The 21,903-nt window shown below is 32.6% G+C and carries 21 protein-coding genes; 12 read left to right on the forward strand and 9 right to left on the reverse strand.

All coding sequences use genetic code 11. The annotated features are described in order from the left end of the window. Positions 1–20 precede the first annotated feature (20 nt). Genes OYT91_RS00780 through OYT91_RS00795 form a run of 4 tightly spaced genes read right to left on the reverse strand, consistent with a single transcriptional unit; the run spans position 21 to position 3,911 of the window. Positions 21–728: an ABC transporter ATP-binding protein gene (locus tag OYT91_RS00780; protein ID WP_281239111.1), complete on the reverse strand. Its 708-nt coding sequence runs from the start codon at positions 726–728 to the stop codon at positions 21–23. 5 nt (positions 729–733) lie between these two features. Beyond that, positions 734–1,945, reverse strand: coding sequence for an ABC transporter permease (locus OYT91_RS00785; protein WP_281239112.1), 1,212 nt, complete (start codon positions 1,943–1,945; stop codon positions 734–736). Between the two features lie 14 nt (positions 1,946–1,959). Continuing rightward, entirely contained in the window at positions 1,960–3,174 is a 1,215-nt protein-coding gene (locus OYT91_RS00790; RefSeq protein WP_281239113.1) for an ABC transporter permease, read from the reverse strand. Further along, positions 3,171–3,911, reverse strand: coding sequence for an outer membrane lipoprotein-sorting protein (locus OYT91_RS00795; protein ID WP_281239114.1), 741 nt, complete (start codon positions 3,909–3,911; stop codon positions 3,171–3,173). Before OYT91_RS00795 ends, OYT91_RS00790 begins: the two co-directional genes overlap by 4 nt. Before the next feature lie 594 nt (positions 3,912–4,505). Between OYT91_RS00795 and tgt the strand changes: the two genes are divergently transcribed. The 8 genes from tgt (at position 4,506) to OYT91_RS00835 (ending at position 13,519) form a co-directional block, all read left to right on the forward strand. Next, entirely contained in the window at positions 4,506–5,636 is a 1,131-nt protein-coding gene (gene tgt / locus OYT91_RS00800; RefSeq protein ID WP_269223509.1) for a tRNA guanosine(34) transglycosylase Tgt, read from the forward strand. Between the two features lie 52 nt (positions 5,637–5,688). Further along, on the forward strand, positions 5,689–6,822 hold the full coding sequence (locus tag OYT91_RS00805; RefSeq protein ID WP_281239115.1) for an LptF/LptG family permease: 1,134 nt from the start codon (positions 5,689–5,691) through the stop codon (positions 6,820–6,822). Next, positions 6,809–7,696, forward strand: a complete 888-nt coding sequence (locus OYT91_RS00810; RefSeq protein ID WP_269223508.1) for a DMT family transporter — start codon at positions 6,809–6,811, stop codon at positions 7,694–7,696. Before OYT91_RS00805 ends, OYT91_RS00810 begins: the two co-directional genes overlap by 14 nt. A 126-nt stretch (positions 7,697–7,822) precedes the next feature. After that, positions 7,823–8,776, forward strand: a complete 954-nt coding sequence (locus tag OYT91_RS00815; RefSeq protein WP_281239116.1) for an acetyl-CoA carboxylase carboxyltransferase subunit alpha — start codon at positions 7,823–7,825, stop codon at positions 8,774–8,776. A 140-nt stretch (positions 8,777–8,916) separates the two neighbouring features. Then, positions 8,917–10,464 carry a replicative DNA helicase gene (gene dnaB, locus OYT91_RS00820; protein ID WP_269223507.1) on the forward strand — a complete coding sequence of 516 codons (1,548 nt, stop codon included), beginning with the start codon at positions 8,917–8,919 and terminating at the stop codon, positions 10,462–10,464. Between the two features lie 369 nt (positions 10,465–10,833). Then, positions 10,834–11,499 carry a sensor histidine kinase gene (locus tag OYT91_RS00825; RefSeq protein ID WP_281239117.1) on the forward strand — a complete coding sequence of 222 codons (666 nt, stop codon included), beginning with the start codon at positions 10,834–10,836 and terminating at the stop codon, positions 11,497–11,499. Positions 11,500–11,502: 3 nt separating this feature from the next. Beyond that, entirely contained in the window at positions 11,503–12,168 is a 666-nt protein-coding gene (locus tag OYT91_RS00830; protein ID WP_269223505.1) for a response regulator transcription factor, read from the forward strand. A gap of 88 nt (positions 12,169–12,256) precedes the next feature. Then, complete coding sequence (locus OYT91_RS00835) at positions 12,257–13,519, forward strand: asparagine synthetase B (RefSeq protein WP_281239118.1); 1,263 nt, start codon at positions 12,257–12,259, stop codon at positions 13,517–13,519. Between the two features lie 111 nt (positions 13,520–13,630). On the opposite strand, the gene OYT91_RS00840 is transcribed toward OYT91_RS00835, so the two are convergent. From OYT91_RS00840 to OYT91_RS00860, 5 genes are all read right to left on the reverse strand, one after another. Next, positions 13,631–14,434: an endonuclease/exonuclease/phosphatase family protein gene (locus tag OYT91_RS00840; RefSeq protein WP_281239119.1), complete on the reverse strand. Its 804-nt coding sequence runs from the start codon at positions 14,432–14,434 to the stop codon at positions 13,631–13,633. Positions 14,435–14,701: 267 nt separating this feature from the next. Continuing rightward, entirely contained in the window at positions 14,702–14,995 is a 294-nt protein-coding gene (locus tag OYT91_RS00845) for a hypothetical protein (RefSeq protein ID WP_269223502.1), read from the reverse strand. Between the two features lie 113 nt (positions 14,996–15,108). Further along, positions 15,109–15,777, reverse strand: a complete 669-nt coding sequence (locus tag OYT91_RS00850; RefSeq protein ID WP_281239120.1) for a response regulator transcription factor — start codon at positions 15,775–15,777, stop codon at positions 15,109–15,111. 9 nt (positions 15,778–15,786) lie between these two features. Then, positions 15,787–17,463, reverse strand: a complete 1,677-nt coding sequence (locus OYT91_RS00855; protein ID WP_281239121.1) for a tetratricopeptide repeat-containing sensor histidine kinase — start codon at positions 17,461–17,463, stop codon at positions 15,787–15,789. A 146-nt stretch (positions 17,464–17,609) separates the two neighbouring features. Further along, positions 17,610–17,741, reverse strand: coding sequence for a hypothetical protein (locus OYT91_RS00860; RefSeq protein WP_281239122.1), 132 nt, complete (start codon positions 17,739–17,741; stop codon positions 17,610–17,612). Between the two features lie 806 nt (positions 17,742–18,547). Here OYT91_RS00860 and OYT91_RS00865 point away from each other — a divergent pair. The 4 genes from OYT91_RS00865 (at position 18,548) to OYT91_RS00880 (ending at position 21,856) form a co-directional block, all read left to right on the forward strand. Beyond that, complete coding sequence (locus OYT91_RS00865; RefSeq protein ID WP_281239123.1) at positions 18,548–19,318, forward strand: DUF2490 domain-containing protein; 771 nt, start codon at positions 18,548–18,550, stop codon at positions 19,316–19,318. A 178-nt stretch (positions 19,319–19,496) separates the two neighbouring features. Next, on the forward strand, positions 19,497–21,113 hold the full coding sequence (locus tag OYT91_RS00870) for an NAD-dependent malic enzyme (protein ID WP_269223497.1): 1,617 nt from the start codon (positions 19,497–19,499) through the stop codon (positions 21,111–21,113). Between the two features lie 195 nt (positions 21,114–21,308). After that, positions 21,309–21,455 (forward strand): hypothetical protein, encoded by a 147-nt coding sequence (locus tag OYT91_RS00875; protein WP_281239124.1) that lies wholly within the window; start codon positions 21,309–21,311, stop codon positions 21,453–21,455. Positions 21,456–21,460: 5 nt separating this feature from the next. After that, the gene (locus tag OYT91_RS00880; RefSeq protein WP_281239125.1) at positions 21,461–21,856 is read left to right on the forward strand and encodes an aspartate-alanine antiporter-like transporter; all 396 of its coding nucleotides are present in this window, start codon (positions 21,461–21,463) and stop codon (positions 21,854–21,856) included. Positions 21,857–21,903 lie beyond the last annotated feature (47 nt).

Raw genomic sequence — 21,903 nt, forward strand, 5'->3', positions numbered from 1 at the left:
TGCCTATTTTATTTCAATAATTATTCATGAATAATGGTTGTCGGGTCTGTATCTGCAACAATTTTTCCGTCCTCAAGAGTGATAACTCTTCGGGCTCTATTGATGACTCTTTGGTCATGTGTAGAAAATACAAAAGTCATATTTTCTTCCTGATTGAGTTGGAGCATCATGTCCAGTAAATTTTCTGCCGAAACAGAATCGAGATTTGCTGTGGGTTCATCGGCCAAAATAAATTGAGGTTTTGGTGCCAAAGCTCTTGCCACCGCAACACGCTGTTGTTGCCCGCCTGATAATTCTCTTGGTCTTTTATTGATTTTATCTTCTAGTCCTATTTGTTTGAGTAATTCTGAAACACGTTGTTCTGTTTCTTTTTTGGAACGCTTTTGCAAAAGCATAATGAACTCAATATTTTCTTTGGTCGTAAGCACTGGAATTAAATTATAAGATTGAAAAACAAAACCAATATTGTTCAGTCGAAAGTCAATCAACTCATTTCCTTTGAGTTTTGTGATATTGGTTCCGTTGATTTCAACAAAACCCTCCGATGGAATGTCCAATCCTCCAATCATGTTTAATAAAGTCGTTTTTCCGGAACCCGAAGGTCCTTTTATAGCTGTAAATTCTCCTCGGGAAATGTGGAGATGCACTTTGTTTAAAGCATATACCGGAATGGTTTTTTCATCGTATATCTTCGATAGGTTGTGTGCATCGATAACTGTTTTTTGCATGGCGATTATTTTTTTAAAGATTCCGCTGGATTCAATTGTAATGCTCTTCTTGCGGGTAATAAAGCTGAGAATATGGCTGTTATCACAACCAAAAACATAATGATTTCAAACTGTCTTGTCGTTAAACTCGGGTAGATTATGGAGCTGTAACCAAAACTGGAATATACTTCTGAAAAATTGCTTAAATCAATTCCCGTTTTCTGACTTATCAAAATAGAGAGGAAGCCAAGTAGTATTCCTATTGGGCAACCAGCCAATATGAGGAAAAAAGTTTCCAGAAGGATCATCATAAATATTTTGAATTTATTCATGCCCAAGGCAAGTAACATTCCTATTTCCCGCGTTCTTTCCAATACCGCCATCATCATGGTGTTGACGATTCCAAAAGCCAATGCCAAAAGAATTATTCCCATAAAGATAAATACCATTTGGTCCCCCACAGAAACCGTTAATCTTAGTTCAGGGGCAATTTCCATCCAATTCATAATTTCGATTCCAGTAAATTTTTGTTTCAAATCGCTTTGGGTTTCATTCAATGATTTACTGGATTGGAGCAGCACGGCAATTTCATTCACTTCATTGGGAATTCCTGCTAGTGAGTCTATATCGTTAATTTTGACAAAAACATTGGCATCATCATAAGGGGCGTTAATGGTTTTATAAATTGCTTGTATTCTAAATGCTGCCGAAGCCAAATTGCCATTTTTATCCTGAAAAGTTAGAATGGTTTTTTTGTTGAGGTTGAGGTTGAGTTTTTTTCGAAGTTTTTCACTCAATATAATTTCATTATTTTTTTTGGGATTAAAATAATTTCCTTTAATGATTTTTCCCTTGAGGTTCGTCAGTTGTTGTTCGAGTTCCGGGATTATGCCATTAATTGTGATGCCGCTACTTCCCGAAGGCGAAGCAATCATTCCTTTGATGATGATACGGGCTGAAGCGGCTTTTACTTTATTGTCTTTGCGTATAATTTCAAGCATTTTTTTACCCTTCGGCAAATGATATTTTATATCGTACTCTTTTCTGAACTCGCGATTGTGCAGCTGTATATGGGATAATTCGCTGGTGATGGCGCTATTTACCCGTTGTTCAATCATGCCATTGTAAAAAGCCATCATAAAAATTCCAGCCCATAAACCAATACTTACCGCTGTGATTATAATGAGGCTTCTTTTTTTGCTTCTCCAAATGTTTCTACTGGCGATCTTTGTCAACATGATAGTTTTATTTTTTATTTTTTCATCGCTTCAACAGGATTTAAACTGTTTACATGCCAAAGAGGATACAAACCAATAAGGACAGCCATTGCCAAAACAATTAACGATTGGTTGATAAAGATGTTTTTGTCAACAGCAGTAGGGAAGAGGGCTTCAAAGCCAAATTGCTCATAGACTTTGGCTATTTCACCTCCAAAACGAATAGGTTTTTCTTTTAAATATATAACTATTGGCAAACTCAACACAAAACCCAAAAGAACCCCAAACAAAGTGATCAGGATGGTTTCTCCGAATAAAATCAATTCTAATTCGGATTTTTTCATACCAATGGCAATGAGCATTCCAAACTCATATTTGCGTTCGGTGGTCATCATTAATACCGTTCCAAACAACCCGAAACCAATGATGATGTATAATATTCCCGAAAAAATGTAAAATGAAAATCCGTCAGCTTTAATGTGATTGGCTATTTTTGGCATCATTTCCTGCCAAGGCATTACCTCGTATTTATTACCTATTTTAGTTTTTAAATTTTGCACGATAACATCAGTGTTTTCAGGGTTGTCAATTCCGAAAGAGATTGAAGTAAGTCGGTTTTCGGCGCTCAATAAATATTGGGTGGCACGCAGCGGTAAATAGACAAAAGAGTCATTCATGGCCGGTGAAGCAAGGTGTACTATGCCTTTTATTTTGTATTTGCCAGCGGCCAGTACCCCTTGAAATCCTTGGCCAAAAAGCACAATGGTGTCATTGATATTTGCGTCCAATCGGTTGGCTAGGCCTTCTGCAAGGAGTATGTTTTCTTCGGTGTTTTCAAAATAGTTGCCTTTGATTATTTTCTTTTTTAATTGGGTCAGATTATTTTCTTCTATAGCATCAGTTCCAACCAAGAGGCATCCTTTGGTGCTATTTCCTTTAGATGCCAAAATAAAAGTTTCGAGACGAGGAGCAATTTTCTTTATTTGAGTATTTTGTTGAAGTTGTAAGGTTAAAGCATTTTTTAATTCAAAGCTGTTGTCTAAAACCTGTTCGTCCCAATAGCCCTTTTGATGAATTTGAATATATCCTGAATAATATCCAACTACGTTTTTGATTAAATTATTAAAAACGCCATTTTGAAATGATTTCATCAAAACCGCAAACAAAACCGCAAATGCTATTGAAGCCATTGTTATTAATGTTCGTCGGCTGTTGCGCCAAAGGTTTCTCCAAATTAATTTGAGTATCATTTTGCCTTGGTTATGTTTTGGGTGGTAAAAAAGGAATCGTCTAAAGGAGTGTCAAATACCAAGGAATTGTAAATTAAAACGGTCTTATTCCCTTTTTTGTTAGCAGGTATCATTTCCATTTTTCCGGGTAATAATCGATCGCCCAATAGTTTTATATCCGAACAATGCATGGTGTTGATCAGCATGCCGTCTTCATCATAATATTCTACATAGAGCATCATAAAATCTTTTTTATCAATATCCATAATCACTTTTCCCCAAACAACAGCCGATTTTGGTTTGGGTAGGAGTTGAATTTTATAACAGCTTCTTCCATCTACTATGACATCTTCCAAAAAAGAATGATTGTAGTCTTCCAGAATTGAGGCTTCTTTGACCAAATCATCATTTGTAAAATCAGTTCCCATCCAACTTTGACTCATCATCGAAGGTGGCATTTTGATGGTTCGTTCTATAGAGGGAATCCAATTCCAAACTTCCTTTTTTCGTTTCAGGAATACGACTCCTTTTTCTTTGGCTGGAGCCAAAACCAATATAAAACTTAAATCATTGCCTTTTGTCCATGCTTTTACGGTCATTTCTCGTGTCCAAGTTGGCCGGATTGTTTGAATGGTAATATTAGCGATAGAGGTTTTACCTTTGGATTTTTCTTCTGCATTTTTTACAATATCTTTTGCTTCTTGCGCCAAAGCAATGATTGATAAATGAAAAAATAAAAGGACTAATATTTTTTTCATGTCAAAAGCTATTTTGAACGAATAGGCAATTGGTATTCAAGATTCCTATTCTTGGGTTTTATAAACAAGATAGTCGCATGTTGCGATTTTGGAGTAAAATCGATTTTAATAGTTTAATAAAAGTAGGTTTTATGAAAAGATAAGAAGCTTAATTGTTGAAAAATCAAATGAATTTATGTTCTAAATTTAGTACGTTATTTATTGATTTATCATTGGTATAATCAGTGTTTTTTAGTCAAAACGGATCAGATAATAGGTGACTCAAAGATAGCAATTTTTTCCTTTTGTGAGGCTTTAAATTAATGATTTATTTATTATTAAGTATTTGTTTTGTAGTATTTTATGGGAATAATAAATTGTTTTTGGGATCATTGGTTTTTATTGATTTTTTGGTTTTGAAGAAGAATCCAGATATAGTAGATTGGGCTATTTTATAAACAGTAATGGTATAAGTTTAGAAATTGTCTGTTTTTATTGTGAAAAGGATTTGAATTTTGGTAGTTAAGAATCTATTTTTCATTTCTTGGCAAGGAAAATATTTTTTTGATGTAGGTTTCAAATTAACCTATCTTTGCGCACTGATAAAAAGCCTATATGAAGTTTGACTTATTAAAAACAGATCCGCAATCGAAAGCTCGTGCGGGAAGTATTACTACAGATCACGGTGTTATTGAAACGCCAATTTTTATGCCTGTTGGAACCGTAGCTTCGGTAAAAGGAGTGCATCAACGGGAATTGAAAGAGGAAATAAACCCTGATATTATTCTTGGAAATACCTATCATTTATACTTGCGTCCACAAACCGAAATTCTTGAAAAAGCGGGTGGATTGCATAAATTTATGAATTGGGATCGTAATATTTTGACCGATTCAGGAGGATATCAAGTGTATTCGTTATCTGCAAATAGAAAGATTAAAGAAGAAGGAGTGAAGTTTAAATCACATATTGATGGTTCGTATCATTTTTTTACACCAGAGAATGTGATGGAAATTCAACGTACCATTGGGGCCGATATCATAATGGCTTTTGATGAATGTACGCCTTATCCTTGTGATTTTCGTTATGCCCAACGCTCCATGCACATGACACACCGTTGGTTGGATCGTTGTATCAATCACTTGGAGAAAGTGCCTGTGAAATATGGTTATGAGCAAACTTTTTTTCCAATTGTTCAAGGAAGTACGTATAAAGATTTAAGACGTCAATCGGCTGAATATATTGCCAATTCGAACCAACAAGGAAATGCGATAGGCGGACTTTCGGTAGGAGAACCAGCCGAAGAAATGTACGCCATGACCGAAGTAGTCTGTGAAATCCTTCCCGAAGATAAACCTCGTTATTTGATGGGAGTAGGAACTCCAATTAATATACTGGAAAATATCGCGCTTGGAATTGATATGTTCGATTGTGTGATGCCTACACGTAATGCCAGAAATGGAATGTTGTTTACGGCAAATGGTACGATTAATATCAAAAATAAAAAATGGGAAGCCGATTTTTCTCCAATTGATGAAATGGGGCATACTTTTGTAGATATAGAATATACAAAGGCTTATTTACGTCATTTGTTTGCTGCCAATGAATATTTGGGAAAACAAATTGCTACGATACACAATCTGGGATTCTATATGTGGTTGGTTCGTGAAGCTAGAAAACATATCTTAGCAGGCGATTTTAAACCATGGAAAGAAATGATGGTGAAAAATATGAGCCAAAGATTGTAAAAGCCCCCTAACCCCTGAAGGGGGAATTATTAATGGGTAAAAAAATATTGATATGATTAAAACGACATTTGACAAGTTCTCCCTTCGGGGGTTCGGGGGCTTGACAATAATAGACAAATACATTTTAAAAAGATATTTAGGCACTTTTGCAGTGATGCTTTTGTTATTTGCACCTATTGGAATGATTATTGACATATCGGAGAAAATCAATAAAATGATTGAGAATAAGGTGCCGGTTTTAAAAATCGCCATTTATTATTATCATTTTACGATTTATTTTATGAATAACCTTTTCCCGATATTCTTGTTTATATCCGTGATTTGGTTTACCTCAAAATTGGCAAATGACACCGAAATTATTGCCATTTTGAGTTCAGGAATTTCGTTTACACGTTTCATGAGGCCTTATATTATAGGTGCTTCAATTATATCTTTTATTGTTTTGCTTATGGGATTTTGGGTTATTCCTGTGTCCAGTGAAGGCTACAATAATTTCCGGTACACTTATCTCAGGAATAATGGAAAGGAATTGATGCGGGGAGACAATACTGATGTATACAGGCAAATTAGTGAAAAAGAGTTTATCTATGTGAACAGCTTTAATAATGAGTCAAAAATGGCTTTTAATTTTTCGTTGGAACACTTTGAAAAAGAAAAATTAGAATATAAAATTACAGCTAGCAGAATCAAGTGGAATCCAAAAGATAAAACGTATTCTTTGTATGATTATACCAAAAGAATTGTTGGTACAGAAGGTGATGTGATAGAAAAATCGCCTGAAAAAAAGATGAAATTTAATTTTGATTTGGAGGATTTGGCGCCTGTAGTTTACATTGCAGAAACCTTAAGTCTAGGCGATTTGAATTCATTTATCGACAAAGAAAGAAAACGAGGCTCCTCTAATATTAATGTGTATTTAGTTGTTTTGTATAAAAAATACAGTGTGCCTATTTCTGCATTTATATTGACCATTATTGCCGTTTCAGTTTCAGCTATGAAGAGAAGAGGAGGGATGGGTGCTAGTTTGGCTATAGGAATAGCTGTGGCATTTTCATTTGTTTTTATTGATAAAATATTTGGAGTATTAGCTGAAAAATCATCTTTTTCACCACTTTTAGCGGTTTGGTTACCTAACATAGTTTTTGGAATATTAGCTGTTTACTTATTACGAAATGCGAAACGATAATTTAAGAAGTTACCTAAGTTTACATTTTATTGTCTTTATCTGGGGTTTTACAGCTATTTTGGGGGCATTAATAACCATTCAATCAGAATTTTTGGTATGGTATCGAATGTTGTTCGCTGCCGTATTTTTATTTGCTTTTATTGGTTTTAAAAAGAAGTCATTAAAAGTTGTTCCCAAATCTTTGTTTCAGTTCATTATAGTTGGTCTTTTAATCGCTTTACATTGGATTTTCTTCTTTGAAGCTATAAAAGTTTCAACAGTTTCCATAACCTTGTCTGTTTTTTCTCTTGGAGCATTTTTTGCATCATTATTGGAACCTTTGTTTTATGGTCGAAAAGTACTCTGGTATGAAGTATTTTTTGGATTAATCATTATTGGGGGACTAGGATTGATTATGCAAGTAGAGATTAATTATTGGAACGGAATGCTTTTGGCATTGGTTTCGATACTTTTAGGTGTACTATTTACCTTGATGAACGGAAAGTTGATAGCGAATCATGATCCATCGGTAATTTCATTTTATGAATTTTTGGCCGGCTTTATTTTTATATCAATCTATTTTATATTTCATGGAGCGTTCACTAAGAGCTTTTTTGTATTGTCTCCAAAAAATTGGATTTTGATTTTAATTTTAGCCTCTATTTGTACCGCTTATGCTTTTACGGCTTCTGTAAAAGTAATGCGACAATTGTCTCCTTATACGGTAATGTTAACCACTAATTTAGAGCCTGTTTATGGCATTATTTTGGCATTTTTTATCATTGGAGGAAAAGAAAAAATGAGTACAGAATTTTATATTGGAGCAGTAGTTATTGTAATTACAGTGCTTTTAAATGGCGTTATAAAACATTATAGAAAAGAAGATCATCTGTAATTGTTTTTACTCGTAAAACATATTTTTTTCTTCTTGAATAAAAAATAAGGGTAAAACAATATTAAATTTTATATTTGCAGTTCCAAATCGAAAAATTAAAAACAAAAATAAATACGCACAAATCCTATGGAATATTTAGATTTTGAGCTTCCAATAAAAGAACTTGAAGAACAATTAGATAAATGTGTTGTTATTGGTTTAGAATCGGATGTTGATGTTACCAATACGTGTAAACAAATCAACAAAAAATTAGAAGATACCAAAAAACAAATTTATAAAAACTTAACTGCTTGGCAACGTGTACAGTTATCCAGACATCCAAGCAGACCTTATACTTTAGATCACATAAGAGGACTTTGCGGAGATACTTTTCTAGAGCTACATGGAGATAGAGGGTTTAAAGATGATAAAGCCATGATTGGTGGTTTGGGTAAAATTGGTGGGCAATCTTTTATGATTGTTGGTCAACAAAAAGGATTCAATACTAAGACACGTCAGTATAGAAATTTTGGTATGGCTAATCCAGAAGGATATAGAAAAGCATTGCGATTAATGAAAATGGCAGAGAAATTCGGTATTCCAGTTGTTACTTTAATTGATACTCCTGGTGCTTATCCAGGTTTAGAGGCTGAAGAACGTGGTCAAGGAGAAGCTATTGCAAGAAATATTTTTGAAATGGTACGATTAAAAGTACCTATTATAACAGTAATTGTTGGTGAAGGTGCTTCTGGTGGTGCATTAGGAATTGGTGTTGGAGATAGAGTTTATATGCTTGAAAACACTTGGTATTCTGTAATTTCACCGGAGTCTTGCTCTTCTATTTTATGGAAAAGTTGGGATTATAAAGAACAAGCGGCCGAAGCTTTGAAATTGACTTCTGCTGATATGAAAAAACAAAAATTAGTTGATGATATCATACCAGAACCTCTTGGTGGAGCTCATTATGATAGAGAGACTACTTTTACTACAGTGGAACAATATATTATGAAAGGATATAATGAACTCAAAGATTTATCAACAGAAGAATTAATCGCTCAAAGAATGGATAAATACTGTAAAATGGGGGAATATAAAGAATAGTATCTCATTTTCAATAACTTAATCCGAAGCCTTATAGTTTCGGATTTTTTTTTGGTTATAAACAAAAAACAAGTACTTATAAACAATTTTTAGTAATAACTCAATAGTGTTTTTTTTAGAATTTTAGTTACTTTCGCTATATGGAAAATTTCAAGAATATCAGCCCAATTAAGGTAGATAAAACAACAATAATTAATCTAGAAAAAGGAAAATTACCCCCACAAGCATTAGAATTAGAAGAGGCTGTGCTCGGGGCAATGATGATTGACAAAAAAGGAGTAGATGAGGTTATTGATATCCTACAACCGGATGCATTTTATAAAGATGCACACAAATATATTTTTGAAGCCATAGTTCAATTATTTACGGATACACAACCTATCGATTTATTGACCGTTTCGGCTCAATTAAGGAAAAATGCGAAATTGGATCTCGCTGGTGGAGATTTTTATTTAATTCAACTTACCCAAAAAATTTCTTCTTCGGCTCATATTGAATTTCATTCCAGAATTATACTGCAAAAATTTATTCAAAGAAGTTTGATCCGAATTTCGTCTGAAATTATCGAAGATTCTTATGACGAGACTGCTGATGTTTTTGATTTGTTGGACAAAGCAGAATCTAAATTGTATGAAGTAACACAAGGAAATATTAAGCGAAGTTCTGAAACTGCTCAAAGTTTAGTATTACAAGCCAAAAAACGTATCGAAGAAATTGCTGGACAAGAAGGACTTTCTGGCGTAGCTACAGGTTTTGATAAATTAGATAAACTTACTTCAGGCTGGCAACCAAGTGACTTAATTATCATTGCAGCGAGACCTGCGATGGGAAAAACTGCTTTTGTATTATCTATGGCCAGAAATATTGCTATAGATTTTGGACATCCCGTAGCTTTGTTTTCACTAGAGATGGCATCAGTCCAATTGATAACCCGATTAATTTCTTCTGAAACTGGATTATCATCTGAAAAGTTGCGTACTGGGAAATTAGAAAAACACGAGTGGGAGCAACTAAGTACAAAAGTTAAGAATTTAGAAAAAGCACCACTTTATATTGACGATACTCCTTCGTTATCTATTTTTGATTTAAGAGCAAAAGCCAGACGTTTGGTTTCGCAACACGGAATAAAAATAATTATTGTCGACTATTTGCAATTGATGACTGCTGGAGGAAACGGTAAAGGAGGAGGAAACAGAGAACAAGAGATTTCTACGATATCCCGAAATTTAAAAGCTTTGGCTAAGGAATTGAATGTTCCTGTAATTGCTCTATCTCAATTATCGCGTGCTGTTGAAACTCGTGGATCCAGTAAAAGACCTTTGCTTTCGGATCTTCGTGAATCGGGTGCGATTGAGCAAGATGCTGATATTGTTTCGTTTTTATACCGTCCAGAATATTACAAAATTGACGAATGGGATGATGACGAAGCCTCACCAACTGCTGGTCAAGCCGAAATTATGATAGCTAAACACCGAAATGGTGGAATCGAAAATGTTCGTTTGAAGTTTATTGGACACCTAGGACGATTTGATAATTTAGAGGATTATAGTGGAGGATATGATGATTTACCTTCGAGCATGAATCATGATGAAAGTTCCTTTATTACTAAAAATCTCCCTTCGGCAAATGAGGCTTTTGGAAGTAATTTTAATAATCATGACGATGATGATGGAGATGTTCCATTTTAATTAAATATAGATTTTATTTCAAAAAAATGTATCTTAGAAGAGATTGTCCCAAAAAAGGATAATCTCTTTTTTTTTAATTTAATTTTATATAAAACTGATATTCAGTTATTTAATGACTTTTATTCTGCTCTGAAGGAATTTTTTTATTATGTTTGTTGTATTAAAAAATAATCTTTAAAATTATTAAGAAAATGGCTAAATATAATTATATTTGTCGTTTAAAGTTTTAAAAATCCGATAAAATGCATATATTTGGATTAAACAGGAGAATTTTAATTCATAAATATACAGGAGCTAACTTTATTTATTGTTTCAATAATAGGTTTATGAAATTATTTTAGTCATACTTGTAATAAAATAAATATGGAAATGAAATTAGAATTAGATAATTTAGATATTTTTCTGAAAAATAGTCAGTTGTCTGCTGTAATTCAAACACTTGAATCAGATAGAAAGCGTATAGCCCAAGAAATGCATGATGATATTTGTTCAAAATTAAATGTCATTTCCCTAAATTGCCATTTGCTAAAAATTCCAAACCTACCACAAAAGGATATTGAAGAAATTACCAAAAATATAATTGAATATACCTCAAAAGTATTAAACAGTTCAAAGAAAATATCACATAGCTTGCTTCCTCCTGTTTTAGAAAAATTTGGTCTTCATGCTGGTATTGAGGAATTGTGTTCTGAATGGAATGCTGAGTCGATAGTTAAAATAGAATATGTAAATAACCTTAAATTTGATTTTAATGAAAATAGAAATCATATTCATGTTTTTAGAATTTTGCAGGAGTTAATATCAAATTCAATTCAGCATGGATGCGCTTCTACAATTTCCATATTATTTGATGAAGTGAATGGAAAACAAACCTGTAGATATACCGATAATGGTAAGGGTTTCAATTTAGATCAACTAAATAATAGTGAAGGAATTGGGATGAAAAATATTGCCAGTAGAATAGCTGTTTTGGATGGAAAGCTATCAATTGAATCGAAAAAGGATAATGGAATTTTGGTCGTTTTTAATTTCTAGAGTATGATGAATAAAATTAAAATAGTTTTGGCCGATGATGAAATTTTATTTCGAAAAGGCATTTCTTTTTTATTGGATAGAGAAGAAAATATTGATGTTATTTTTGAAGCTTCTGATGGAGTTGAATTGATAGACTTTCTAAAAGGGAATAATCCAAAGCCTGATATTATAATCATGGATTTGAAAATGCCTTTGTTAAACGGTATTGAGGCTACAAAGATTATTCACAGAGACTTTTCGGATATAAAAATAATTGCTTTGACAAGTTATGATTCTAAATCATTTATTGCGAACATGATAGATGTTGGTGCCGTTTCTTATTTGGTTAAAAATGCAACTCCCCAAGAGTTATTTGAAACTATTAATGAAGTGGCAACCAAAGGTTTTTATTACTCCGATAGTGTTATGAATAGTATTCAAAATGATTTAATTACAAATAAAAAATCAAAAAGTAGTTTAGATGCTGGTTTTATAACTTCAAGAGAATTAGAAGTTTTGCAACTCATTTGTAAACAAAAAAGTACTGTTGAAATTGGAGAGAAATTATTTATTAGCCCAAGAACTGTTGAAGGTCATCGAAATAATTTGTTGCTAAAAACCGAATCAAAGAATATTGCTGGACTTGTAGTTTATGCCATTCAAAACGCAATAGTATCTTTAGATATTTAAAAGAATTTTATAAAAAAAGAGTACTTTGCAAGATTATAAAAGAGAAAAGAGATTCTTCCTATTATCTTTGCTTTAAAATAGTCTCAAAATGAAACGTAAAAGTCTACTTTTTTTAGTTGTTTTTCTACTATCTTTTTCGTCTAAGGCTTCCTTTATTTTGTTGCCAATGGATGAAACCACTCAGCAAAATCATCTAAAAGCGTACGGAATTACCTATTGGTGTTTGGCCAAAAATTACAAAGCCAGCTGGTTACTCAATTACCGTGGGGGTTCTTTTTTGTTGCCAGATACTGAGGATATTCGAAAAGAATGCCAAATCCGTGGAGTGAGTTTTGAAGTACTTTCGGATGCTGAAGAAACGGCTATTCTAAATGAAATTTCAAGTCCATCTCAAAATATGGAAACCGTAATTCTAGAGAAAGCCCCCAAAGTTGCCGTTTATACTCCCAAAGGCAAACAACCTTGGGATGATGCTGTAACCTTGGTTTTGACTTATGCTGAAATCCCTTTTACACCTATATATGACGAAGAGGTTTTGAGTGATCAATTGCTGTTGTATGATTGGTTGCACTTGCATCATGAAGATTATACAGGACAATATGGTAAATTTTATGGAGCTTATAAAAATGTGCCTTGGTACATAGATCAAAAAAGAGAAGCCGAAGAATTAGCCAAAAAATTGGGCTACGAGAAAGTATCACAGGAGAAAGGGGCTGTAGCTAAAAAAATACGTGATTTTGTAATAGGAGGCGGATTCTTATTTGCCATGTGTTCTGCCACAGATAGTTTTGATATTGCTTTGGCGGCAGATGGAGTTGATATATGCGAATCTATGTTTGATGGAGATCCTAGCGAAGCTAATTATCAATCCAAGTTGAATTTTAATAGCACTTTTGCTTTCAAGAATTTTACTTTGGAGCGAAGACCGGAACAATATGAATTTTCGGATATTGATATGACATTAAAAAGAAAAATACCAATGGATAAAGATTATTTCACCTTGATGGAATTTTCGGCCAAATGGGATTTTATTCCAAGTATGTTATGTCAAAATCATACTCAGTTGGTCAAAGGATTTATGGGACAAACCACTGCTTTTGACTCGGAATTAGTAAAGTCAAATGTGTTGATTATGGGGGCTTGTGAAATCAACGGTGAAGCACGCTACATTCATGGTGAAAAAGGGAAAGGAATGTTCACCTTTTATGGAGGTCATGATCCCGAAGATTTTCAACACCAAGTTGGCGATCCCGCAACTGTCTTGGATTTGCATCCCAATTCTCCCGGTTATCGATTGATTTTGAATAATGTTCTGTTTCCCGCGGCTAGAAAGAAAAAACAGAAAACATAGAATATAAATTCAAATCTTCTAATTGCATTTCAGATTCTAAATTTTTTAACGCAGATTTACAAATTAAAAATCAAAACTTTATAACTGATCTCTGAATCTGCGGTTGGCTTTTTAATTCAATGAAAATTCAAACCAAATAGGAAGATGATCCGATATTTTTCGAGCTTCTTTTAAGGAAATAAATTTTTCATAAAACAAAATCACACCAGATATTATGTAGTTTATGGAATTGGTTTTATAAAACATATTGTCAAATTCCGAAGCCAAACAATTTATGCCTTTGCATTTTGTCTTTAAAGATGTTTTTTGATTTTCTAAAATAGGAGCATACCCCATTTTCTTCAAAGGAGTAAAAACCGAATGCGATTGCGGACAATTAAAATCTCCGACAAATATCAGGTTCAAAGTTGGATATTCTTGTGGCAAGAACTTGAAATATTTTATCTCAGTTTCGGGTTGTTTGCTTTTGGTTATGGCATGAAAAGTAGCAATCGTTATGGGTTTTCCTTTTATTTCAAAAGTGGCAAAATAAGGTTCGCGATCTATTTCAAGATGGTAGTTGCTTTCCAACCACGGTTTTCCTTTCAGTTTTAAATTGCTGGTTTTCCAAAGAAAAGCATAACGTTCGGTCTTGTAAGCACTGCTTGATGTGGGTTCGCTTATTCGATAATCCCATTTATTGCCTTTTCGATTGAGTTCATCGGCAAGTCTTGCCACTCCTTGTGCGCCACCCTCTCCTGCGACCACTTCTTGTATGGTGACAATGTCGTAGTCTTTTATAATATTGGCAATAAATACAATCTCATGATTTGATTTTGATTTGCCAAAGTTTTCCAGATTCCAGGAAAGAAGTTTGGTTTGGGAATAAAAGGAAGTGCAAAAAAGTAAAAAGAGAAGACAGAATATTTTGTTCATTGATTGGGATTAATCTCCAAATATAAAGATTGTAAAAAGAAATAGTAGTCTTCCCTCATACAAAGTTTCAGGACTTTATCTTGCGCTTGTTTTGACTTAGTCTTCGCAGGAAACTTTGTTGTGAAGATGGATTATTCAATAGAATCAAGTGTTAATCAACTATAGTAAAGAAAGAATAGTTGTGTTTTTCAATTTTAAAAATAGGATTAAGTGCTTGGTTTTATTGAATAATCAAGAGACACTAGATTTCAAATGCGGAATTAAGGTTTAAATTTTTTTGAATCTATATTTTAAAACACTCAGAAGGAAAGTCAGTAAAAAAGCGAATATTAAAGGAACACACGAAACTCTCCAATTGACAGAATCAAAATAATTGGCTATTCCCAAAATGAAGACACTTGTCATAAATCCGATGGATAGAATGATGCTGTTTAAATAATAAATATTTTTGGATAAATGTTTTAAAAATGAATTCACTTTGGGAGTTACAATTCCTAAGTTATTTTTCTTTTTGATATTATATTTTGAAACGGTAGGTTTAACAGAATTTTTTGTTTGCATTTGATTTGAAATATAGTTGCAAACATAAAATCTTTAGTAAAATCTTTTTTACGGAAAACCGTAAAAGGAATTGATTTTTTAAAACAGAATTCACGCTTTGAAAGGAAACGTTTCTAAACCAGTCCCAAGTCTTTTGCAATAGCCACAAGATGAGTGGGATTGTTTGCTTTGAAGTATATTTTGAGTTTATTGAGGCGTTTTTCGATCGTGCTTTTACTGTTTGGAGAAATTCCAGCTTCTTTAAAAGAGGCTTCCATATTTTCTTGAGTCACACCTATAGAAAGATATTTAATCAGTTGGATGTCATAATTGTCTATTTCATTGACGGTTTTGTCCTGAAGTATATAGTTTAGTTCCGGTGACAAGTATTTTTGTTTGCCTTCATAAACAACTTCAATCGCTTTTTTAAGCTCAGGGATAGTGTTACGACCTTTCATGACAAAACCGTTGATGTTGTATTTGTCAAATAACGATTTTATACGATATGATTTGTCTTCGATAGAAAAGGCAATGATTTTTATTTCGGGAAATAATTGTTTTACTGCTGCTATTAATTCTTCGCCAGAGTTGAGCGTGTTTGCTCTGTAATCAACTTTAAATGATAAATCAGAAATCAACAACTCAAAAGGTTCATTGTCTTTGTACGCTTTTTTGATTTTTAATAAAGCATCATCGCAGTATTTGGCAAATGCAATTTCTGGAACTTCAAGTTCTTCAAGCACTTTTACTGTTGCAATATCATTAAAATCGATGTCATCTACTATCAAAACTTTTTTGAACATAATCAGTAATTATTTGGTTATTGTTATTTTAGCTTTAAAACCTTTGGCAGTTTCGGAGTCAAAAGTAATAGTTCCATTGATGGTATGAATACGGTTTTCCACATTGGAGAGTCCATTTTTTAAAATTAAAGAATCTTTTATTCCAATTCCATTGTCTGAATAACTGATTTCAATGGATTTTTCATTCGATTCAAAACGGATAACAGCAAAAGAACACTGACTGTGTTTTCTCATGTTTACCATTAATTCCTGCAATACTCTGTGCAGGGCAATTTTTGTTTCGGGCTGAATTTTTAGCCAATTGATATCGCCGTTATCTTTTATAATTATCTGGACTTGATTGTTGCTATAACCTGATATCATTTGTTTTAGTTCTTCTTCAAACTTGGAACCCGTTTCTATTTTACTGTTTTCTCTTGAAATGTTTCGGGTTAGAGCGTATATTTTATCAAGATTGCCTAGTAGCGTTTCTTTTTTTATCGGATTTTGTAAATCTTGGGTTTCTGCAAAAGCCATTGTTTGGTAGACATCGTTGGCTAATTCGTCATGCAGTTTTTTGGATATTCGAGTTTCACTTTTATAAACAGCTTCTTGTTGTTCTTTTTTGCTTTTATTTTTTAAATAATAGTATAAAAAAATAGAAGATAAAATCCCCATAAATATGAAAAAATAAGCGATATAATTTCTGTTTTTCTGTTGTTCCAGTTCCAAAGCATTTTCTGCTTTCTGGGCTTTTAGTACTAGGTTTTCGTTTTTTTCTTTGGTGGAATCGTACTTTATTTTTGCAAATTGATTTTTTGCTTTTTGTCTGGCTTGATTAAGGCTGTCATTGATTCGGAGGTAGTTTGTTGTGAATTTTTTGGATTGATTTCCAGGGCTATTTTGAATTAATAACTCTAGAGATTCCAAGCGGTCATTTACATTATTTACTTTGGTAGCCTTAGCATAGGATAATTGAGCATAATGATAGGATAAAACGGGATTGGTCTTGTTGTAAAACTCAGATAAGTGGTAATAGGATGTTGTTATTGCAAAATCATCTTTTATTTGTTCTCTAATTTTTAAAGCTTGATTGATATAATCTAAGCCTTTTTGGTAGTTTCCAGTTTTGAAATACGAAAAGCCTAAATTGTCAAGAATGCGAGCATGATTTTCATCATTGTCTATGACTTCTTTTTTGGATAGTAAAGGAGTAAGAATAGGTATGGCAAGTTGATAATTTAGCTTTTCCATATAAACAACGGCAATATTGTTTTTAAGGATTGCTTTTGGTAATTCATCTTTGGATAAATTAAGAGCTAGATTGTAATAATAAATAGCATTATTATAATCAAAAAGATTTTTATAGTTATTGCCTAAAATATTATAAATAGCAACTTTGTATTGACCGTCTGTCGTTTTGTCGAAAAAAGGAATTACTTCGGTTGCAGTGGTTTCGCTACTGGCATAATCACCCTGTATTTGTTCTATTGTAGCCATCTTTAGTAATGAATAAATAATTTTTGCTTTATCATCAGATGGATTACAAGTTAATTTTGATTTATTATAATAAAAAAAAGCGCTGTTGTATTGTGAATTTGCAAAATATTTTTCGGCATAATCAATGTAGATTTGATATGTCGCATTTATTTTCTTTTCTTTAGGAATGGATTGTTTTTTGGAACAAGAACTTATTGCAAATAGCAATATTAGGAATAAATAAAAATTCGGGAAATATAACTTTTTTGCTATCATTTCCCGAAAATACTCAAATTAATTAAGATAGTAGAATATCTGAATTAATATTTTAAACCTTATGATTTAGGAGGTGAAGTAAGCGTTTGACTACTATATTAATCTATTAGTACATCAGCACTAACTTGTTGCTTTTGAGTTTTTGGAGTTCTCTCCACATCGTCATTGATGCAAGATTGCTCCTTTACACTTACAATTATAAAACACGATACTATAAATATTCTTTTCATTTTATTGGATTTAAAAATTTGGTATAGGTTGGGCTGTTCGATTTAAAAGTCGAATCGTTGCCTGAATAGGAGAGCCATTAAAAAAGTTTGTTTTTTTGCTTGTGGGAAGTGAAGTGTGCTAAAACAGTTTAGTATTATTTATACTTCCCGAATAAACGTAATACACTGTTTAGTAGTGCTTTATTTAGAGCTAGTTTTGTATATTTGTTCTTATCGCAAAATAGAAAAAGAACTAATTCTGAAGCAAAGGAATGTCGTTTCAGCTTAATGATTTCAATGAAATTCCGGTAATTCCCATGGTTTCCGTTTAATATTAAATAATTCCAGTAAATGATAGGAGTAAAATTACTTTCGATGAATAGAAGAGGGCTATTAGAACTCAATATGAAAAGAACAAAATTGAAGATGTTACTAGTATTTTGATGAATCCAAGTCCTACACAATTGCACAGTTTGTGTTTGATTTTCTTGGATGTATCTCTTTCTAATACTGGTGAAATAATTATAAAACTGATTTTCAGTTAAAAAGAGAGTGAGAGTTTGAGGAAGTCTATTGAAAAGGATGCTTTAAAGCAGCAGTAAAAGATTGTTTTATCAGATGATAAATGTTTTTGTAGCCTATTGTTTCTGCCGTTTTTTTAAATTTAAATGAATTTTTTAAATGAATTCATTTGCTGATAAAAATCATATTTATAAAGTAAAAGGAATGCTATTTTTATAGATTATTAGCCGATTATTATTTGGATTAAAAAAATAATTTAACCAATTTTAATACAAATTTATCTTTAAATTTAAAACGTCTCTATTTTGAAAAATGCACTTAAAATTTTAGCTTTAGTATTACCCGTTTTGATGTTTAGTCAAACAACTCCAAAAAAAGTTATAAACGAACAAATACAAACCTGGGTTTCCATAAACACCGTTACAAAATTGAGTGAACATTGGGGAGTAGTTGCAGATGCCCATATTCGTGAAAATGAACTTTTTGATAGTAATAATTTTTATTTTTTAAGAGGTGGGGTAGCATATTTTCCCAATTCTTCAGTAACTTTAGTCACAGGTTATGCACATATGTGGTTAGCTCCTACAAAAGACGGTTGGTCCACATATGCTGACGAAAATAGAATCTATCAGCAAGCACAATTGATTACAAAAGTTGGAAAGGTAAGTATACTCCAAAGACTGAGAAACGAACAACGTTGGCAAGAAAAATTAGTAAATGATGAACCAACCGGGAAGAATCGCTTTACGGATAGGGTTCGGTATTTGGCAAGTTTTACTATTCCAGTTTTTAGCAATAAAAAATTGCCTTCTTTGGTTTTGTCAGATGAAATATTAATACATTTTGGGAAAGAAGTAGTTTATAATACGTTTGATCAAAACCGTTTGTTTATCGGAATTAGACAAAATATCAATTCAAAATTAAGTTATGACTTTGGATACATGAATGTGTATCAACAAAAATATTCCGGTTATCAGTACGATATGAATCATACGTTGCGTTTGTTTTTTTATCTGAATTCCGTAATAAAACATAGTGCTCCAAAAACTCCAGAGCATCATTCGGGCGACGAATAATGAAGTTGTTACTGTAGCTAATTTGTATTGCGGATGTTGTATTTTTATACTAAAATAAAATTTTAGAAATTATTTTTTAGTACTTTTTTTATTGTGGGGATTTTAAAAGCTTTTGTTAGTTAAGGTTTAAAGATTTTAAGTTGAATTAATTAAGGAACAATTTATAAAACAACATACAATGGAAGACATTACAGGCTATTCGTTATTGCGCAATCCAAGATTTAATAAAGGAACTGCTTTTACACTAGAAGAAAGAGAGCGATATGGTTTGCAAGGATTGCTGCCAGAAGCAGTTGAGACCATTGACACGCAAATAATGCGGGTACAAGAACAGCTTGAAAACTTTGAAAAACCGATAAACAAATACGTTTTTCTGATGCAATTATTAGAAAACAATGAAACTTTGTTTTTTAAAACAGTAACAAGTGAACCTGCAAAATTTCTTCCTTTAGTATATACACCAACAGTTGGAGAAGCTTGTCAAAAATTTGGACAAGTAGCTCGAAGACCCAGAGGCTTATATATTTCGATTACGCAAAAAAACCACATTAAAGAAATACTTAAAAATTGGCCCGAAAAAGATGTCCGATTTACCGTCGTAACAGATGGTGGTCGTATTCTAGGACTAGGTGATTTAGGTATTTTTGGTTTAGGTATTCCAATTGGAAAACTAATATTATACACCAGTTGTGGAGGAGTTCCTCCAGAATGTACATTACCTATTGTATTGGATGTAGGGACTAATAATGTAGAATTTCTTAATGACCCATTGTACCCTGGACTAAAATGTAAAAGAATTAGAGGGAAAGAGTTTGATGATTTTGTGGCTGAATTTGTTCAAGCTATGAATGAAGTTTTTCCAAAAGTGTGCATTCAATGGGAGGATTTTCCAGGTGTTGATGCCATTCGTATTCTAAATACCTATAAAGAAAAAGTTTGTACTTTTAATGATGATATACAAGGAACGGCTGCTATAGCGACTGCTGGATTTATTTCTATAAGTAGGTTAATGGATAAAACGTTTAAAGAACAACGCTTTTTATTTTTGGGAGCAGGAGCTGCTGCTTTTGGTATAGCAGATATGTTGGTCAAAAAGTTTCAAAGGGATGGTTTGACTAGAGACGAGGCTTTAAGTCAAATTTGGATGTTTGATGTTAATGGTTTATTGGTGAAAAGCCGTACAGATTTAGCTGAACATCAACTTCAGTTTGCTCATAGTGCAGATGCTTGTAGTGATTTTGCTGAAGCAATTTTAAAAGTTCGTCCCACAGCAATTGTAGGGGTTAGTACTGTTGGCGGAGCTTTTAATCAACAGGTTATAGAAAATATGTGTTTAGTAAATGAGAGACCAATAATTTTTCCATATTCAAATCCAACTTCTCATTCTGAATGTACTGCTGAAGAAGCTTATTTTTGGAGCAAAGGAAAAGCGATTTTTGCTAGCGGTAGCCCATTTGCTCCAGTAAAGTATAAAGATAAAATTTTTACACCCGGACAAGGAAATAATGTCTTTATTTTTCCAGCTTTGGGCCTTGCAATTTTTGCCACAGAACTCAAAAGAGTTACAGACGATTTATTGTTAACTGCCGCAGAAGCTGTGGCGGAACAAGTGACTTTTGCTGATTTTGAAAAAGGATTAATTTATCCAAATGTGGCAGATATTTTGAAAGTATCTGTTAAAGTTGCCGAAAAAGTAGCTGAAGAAATTTTTAAATCTGGTTTGGCTGGAGTCGAAACTCCTTCAAGTATTAGTGATTTTATAAATAGTAAAATGTATGTTCCAAGATATAAATAACCAGTACTCATTGTTTAAAATCACATAAAGGAGTGTTATAGTGTTTTTCTATTCAATTTGAATTATTAAAAAAAAACAACGTTTTTAGATAGTCCTATTTGTTTAAACAGTAACTTTAATGTTAATTTAAAATAGAGCCCCCTTTTTTAGATAGTATATGTTTGTTGAAATTTGTTATTAATTTATTACTTAGTAATGGAAAAATTAGCTCATATTTTACAAGAATATCCTGAATTGGTGGTTTTTTTAACTTTAGCATTGGGATTTATATTTGGACACATCAAGATTAATACTTTCAAAATTGGTGTTGTCCTTGGAACATTATTAGTAGGGGGGGAATAGGTCAATTGGATATCACAGTTCCTTCGATTCTAAAAGTCATTTTTTTTGATCTTTTCCTTTTTGCTATTGTGTTTGAAGTAGGGCCAAAATCTTTTCAAAGGCTAAAGAAAAATGCTTTTCCTCAATCAATTCTTACTTTAGTTATTTGTTTTTCTTGTTTGTGCATGTCTTTTGGAAGATCAAAAGTTTTGAATTATGATACAGGCACTACTGCTGGGCTTTTTGCTGGCGCATTCTCTGAATCTATACTTATTGGTACAGCCGCAAAAGCTATAAATAAACTCCCTGGTGAATATATTGAGATGTCTCGTTTTATAAATAATATACCTGTTTTCTATCAAATAGGTATAATTTTATTTGTCTTTTTTTTTAATATTAAAATCGAAGTATTCAAAAATTAAATTTGTGCTATAATTTAAATTTTAACAGTTAAATTTATTTAGAATTA

The organism is Flavobacterium praedii (assembly GCF_026810365.1).
Classification (GTDB): Bacteria; Bacteroidota; Bacteroidia; order Flavobacteriales; family Flavobacteriaceae; genus Flavobacterium; species Flavobacterium praedii.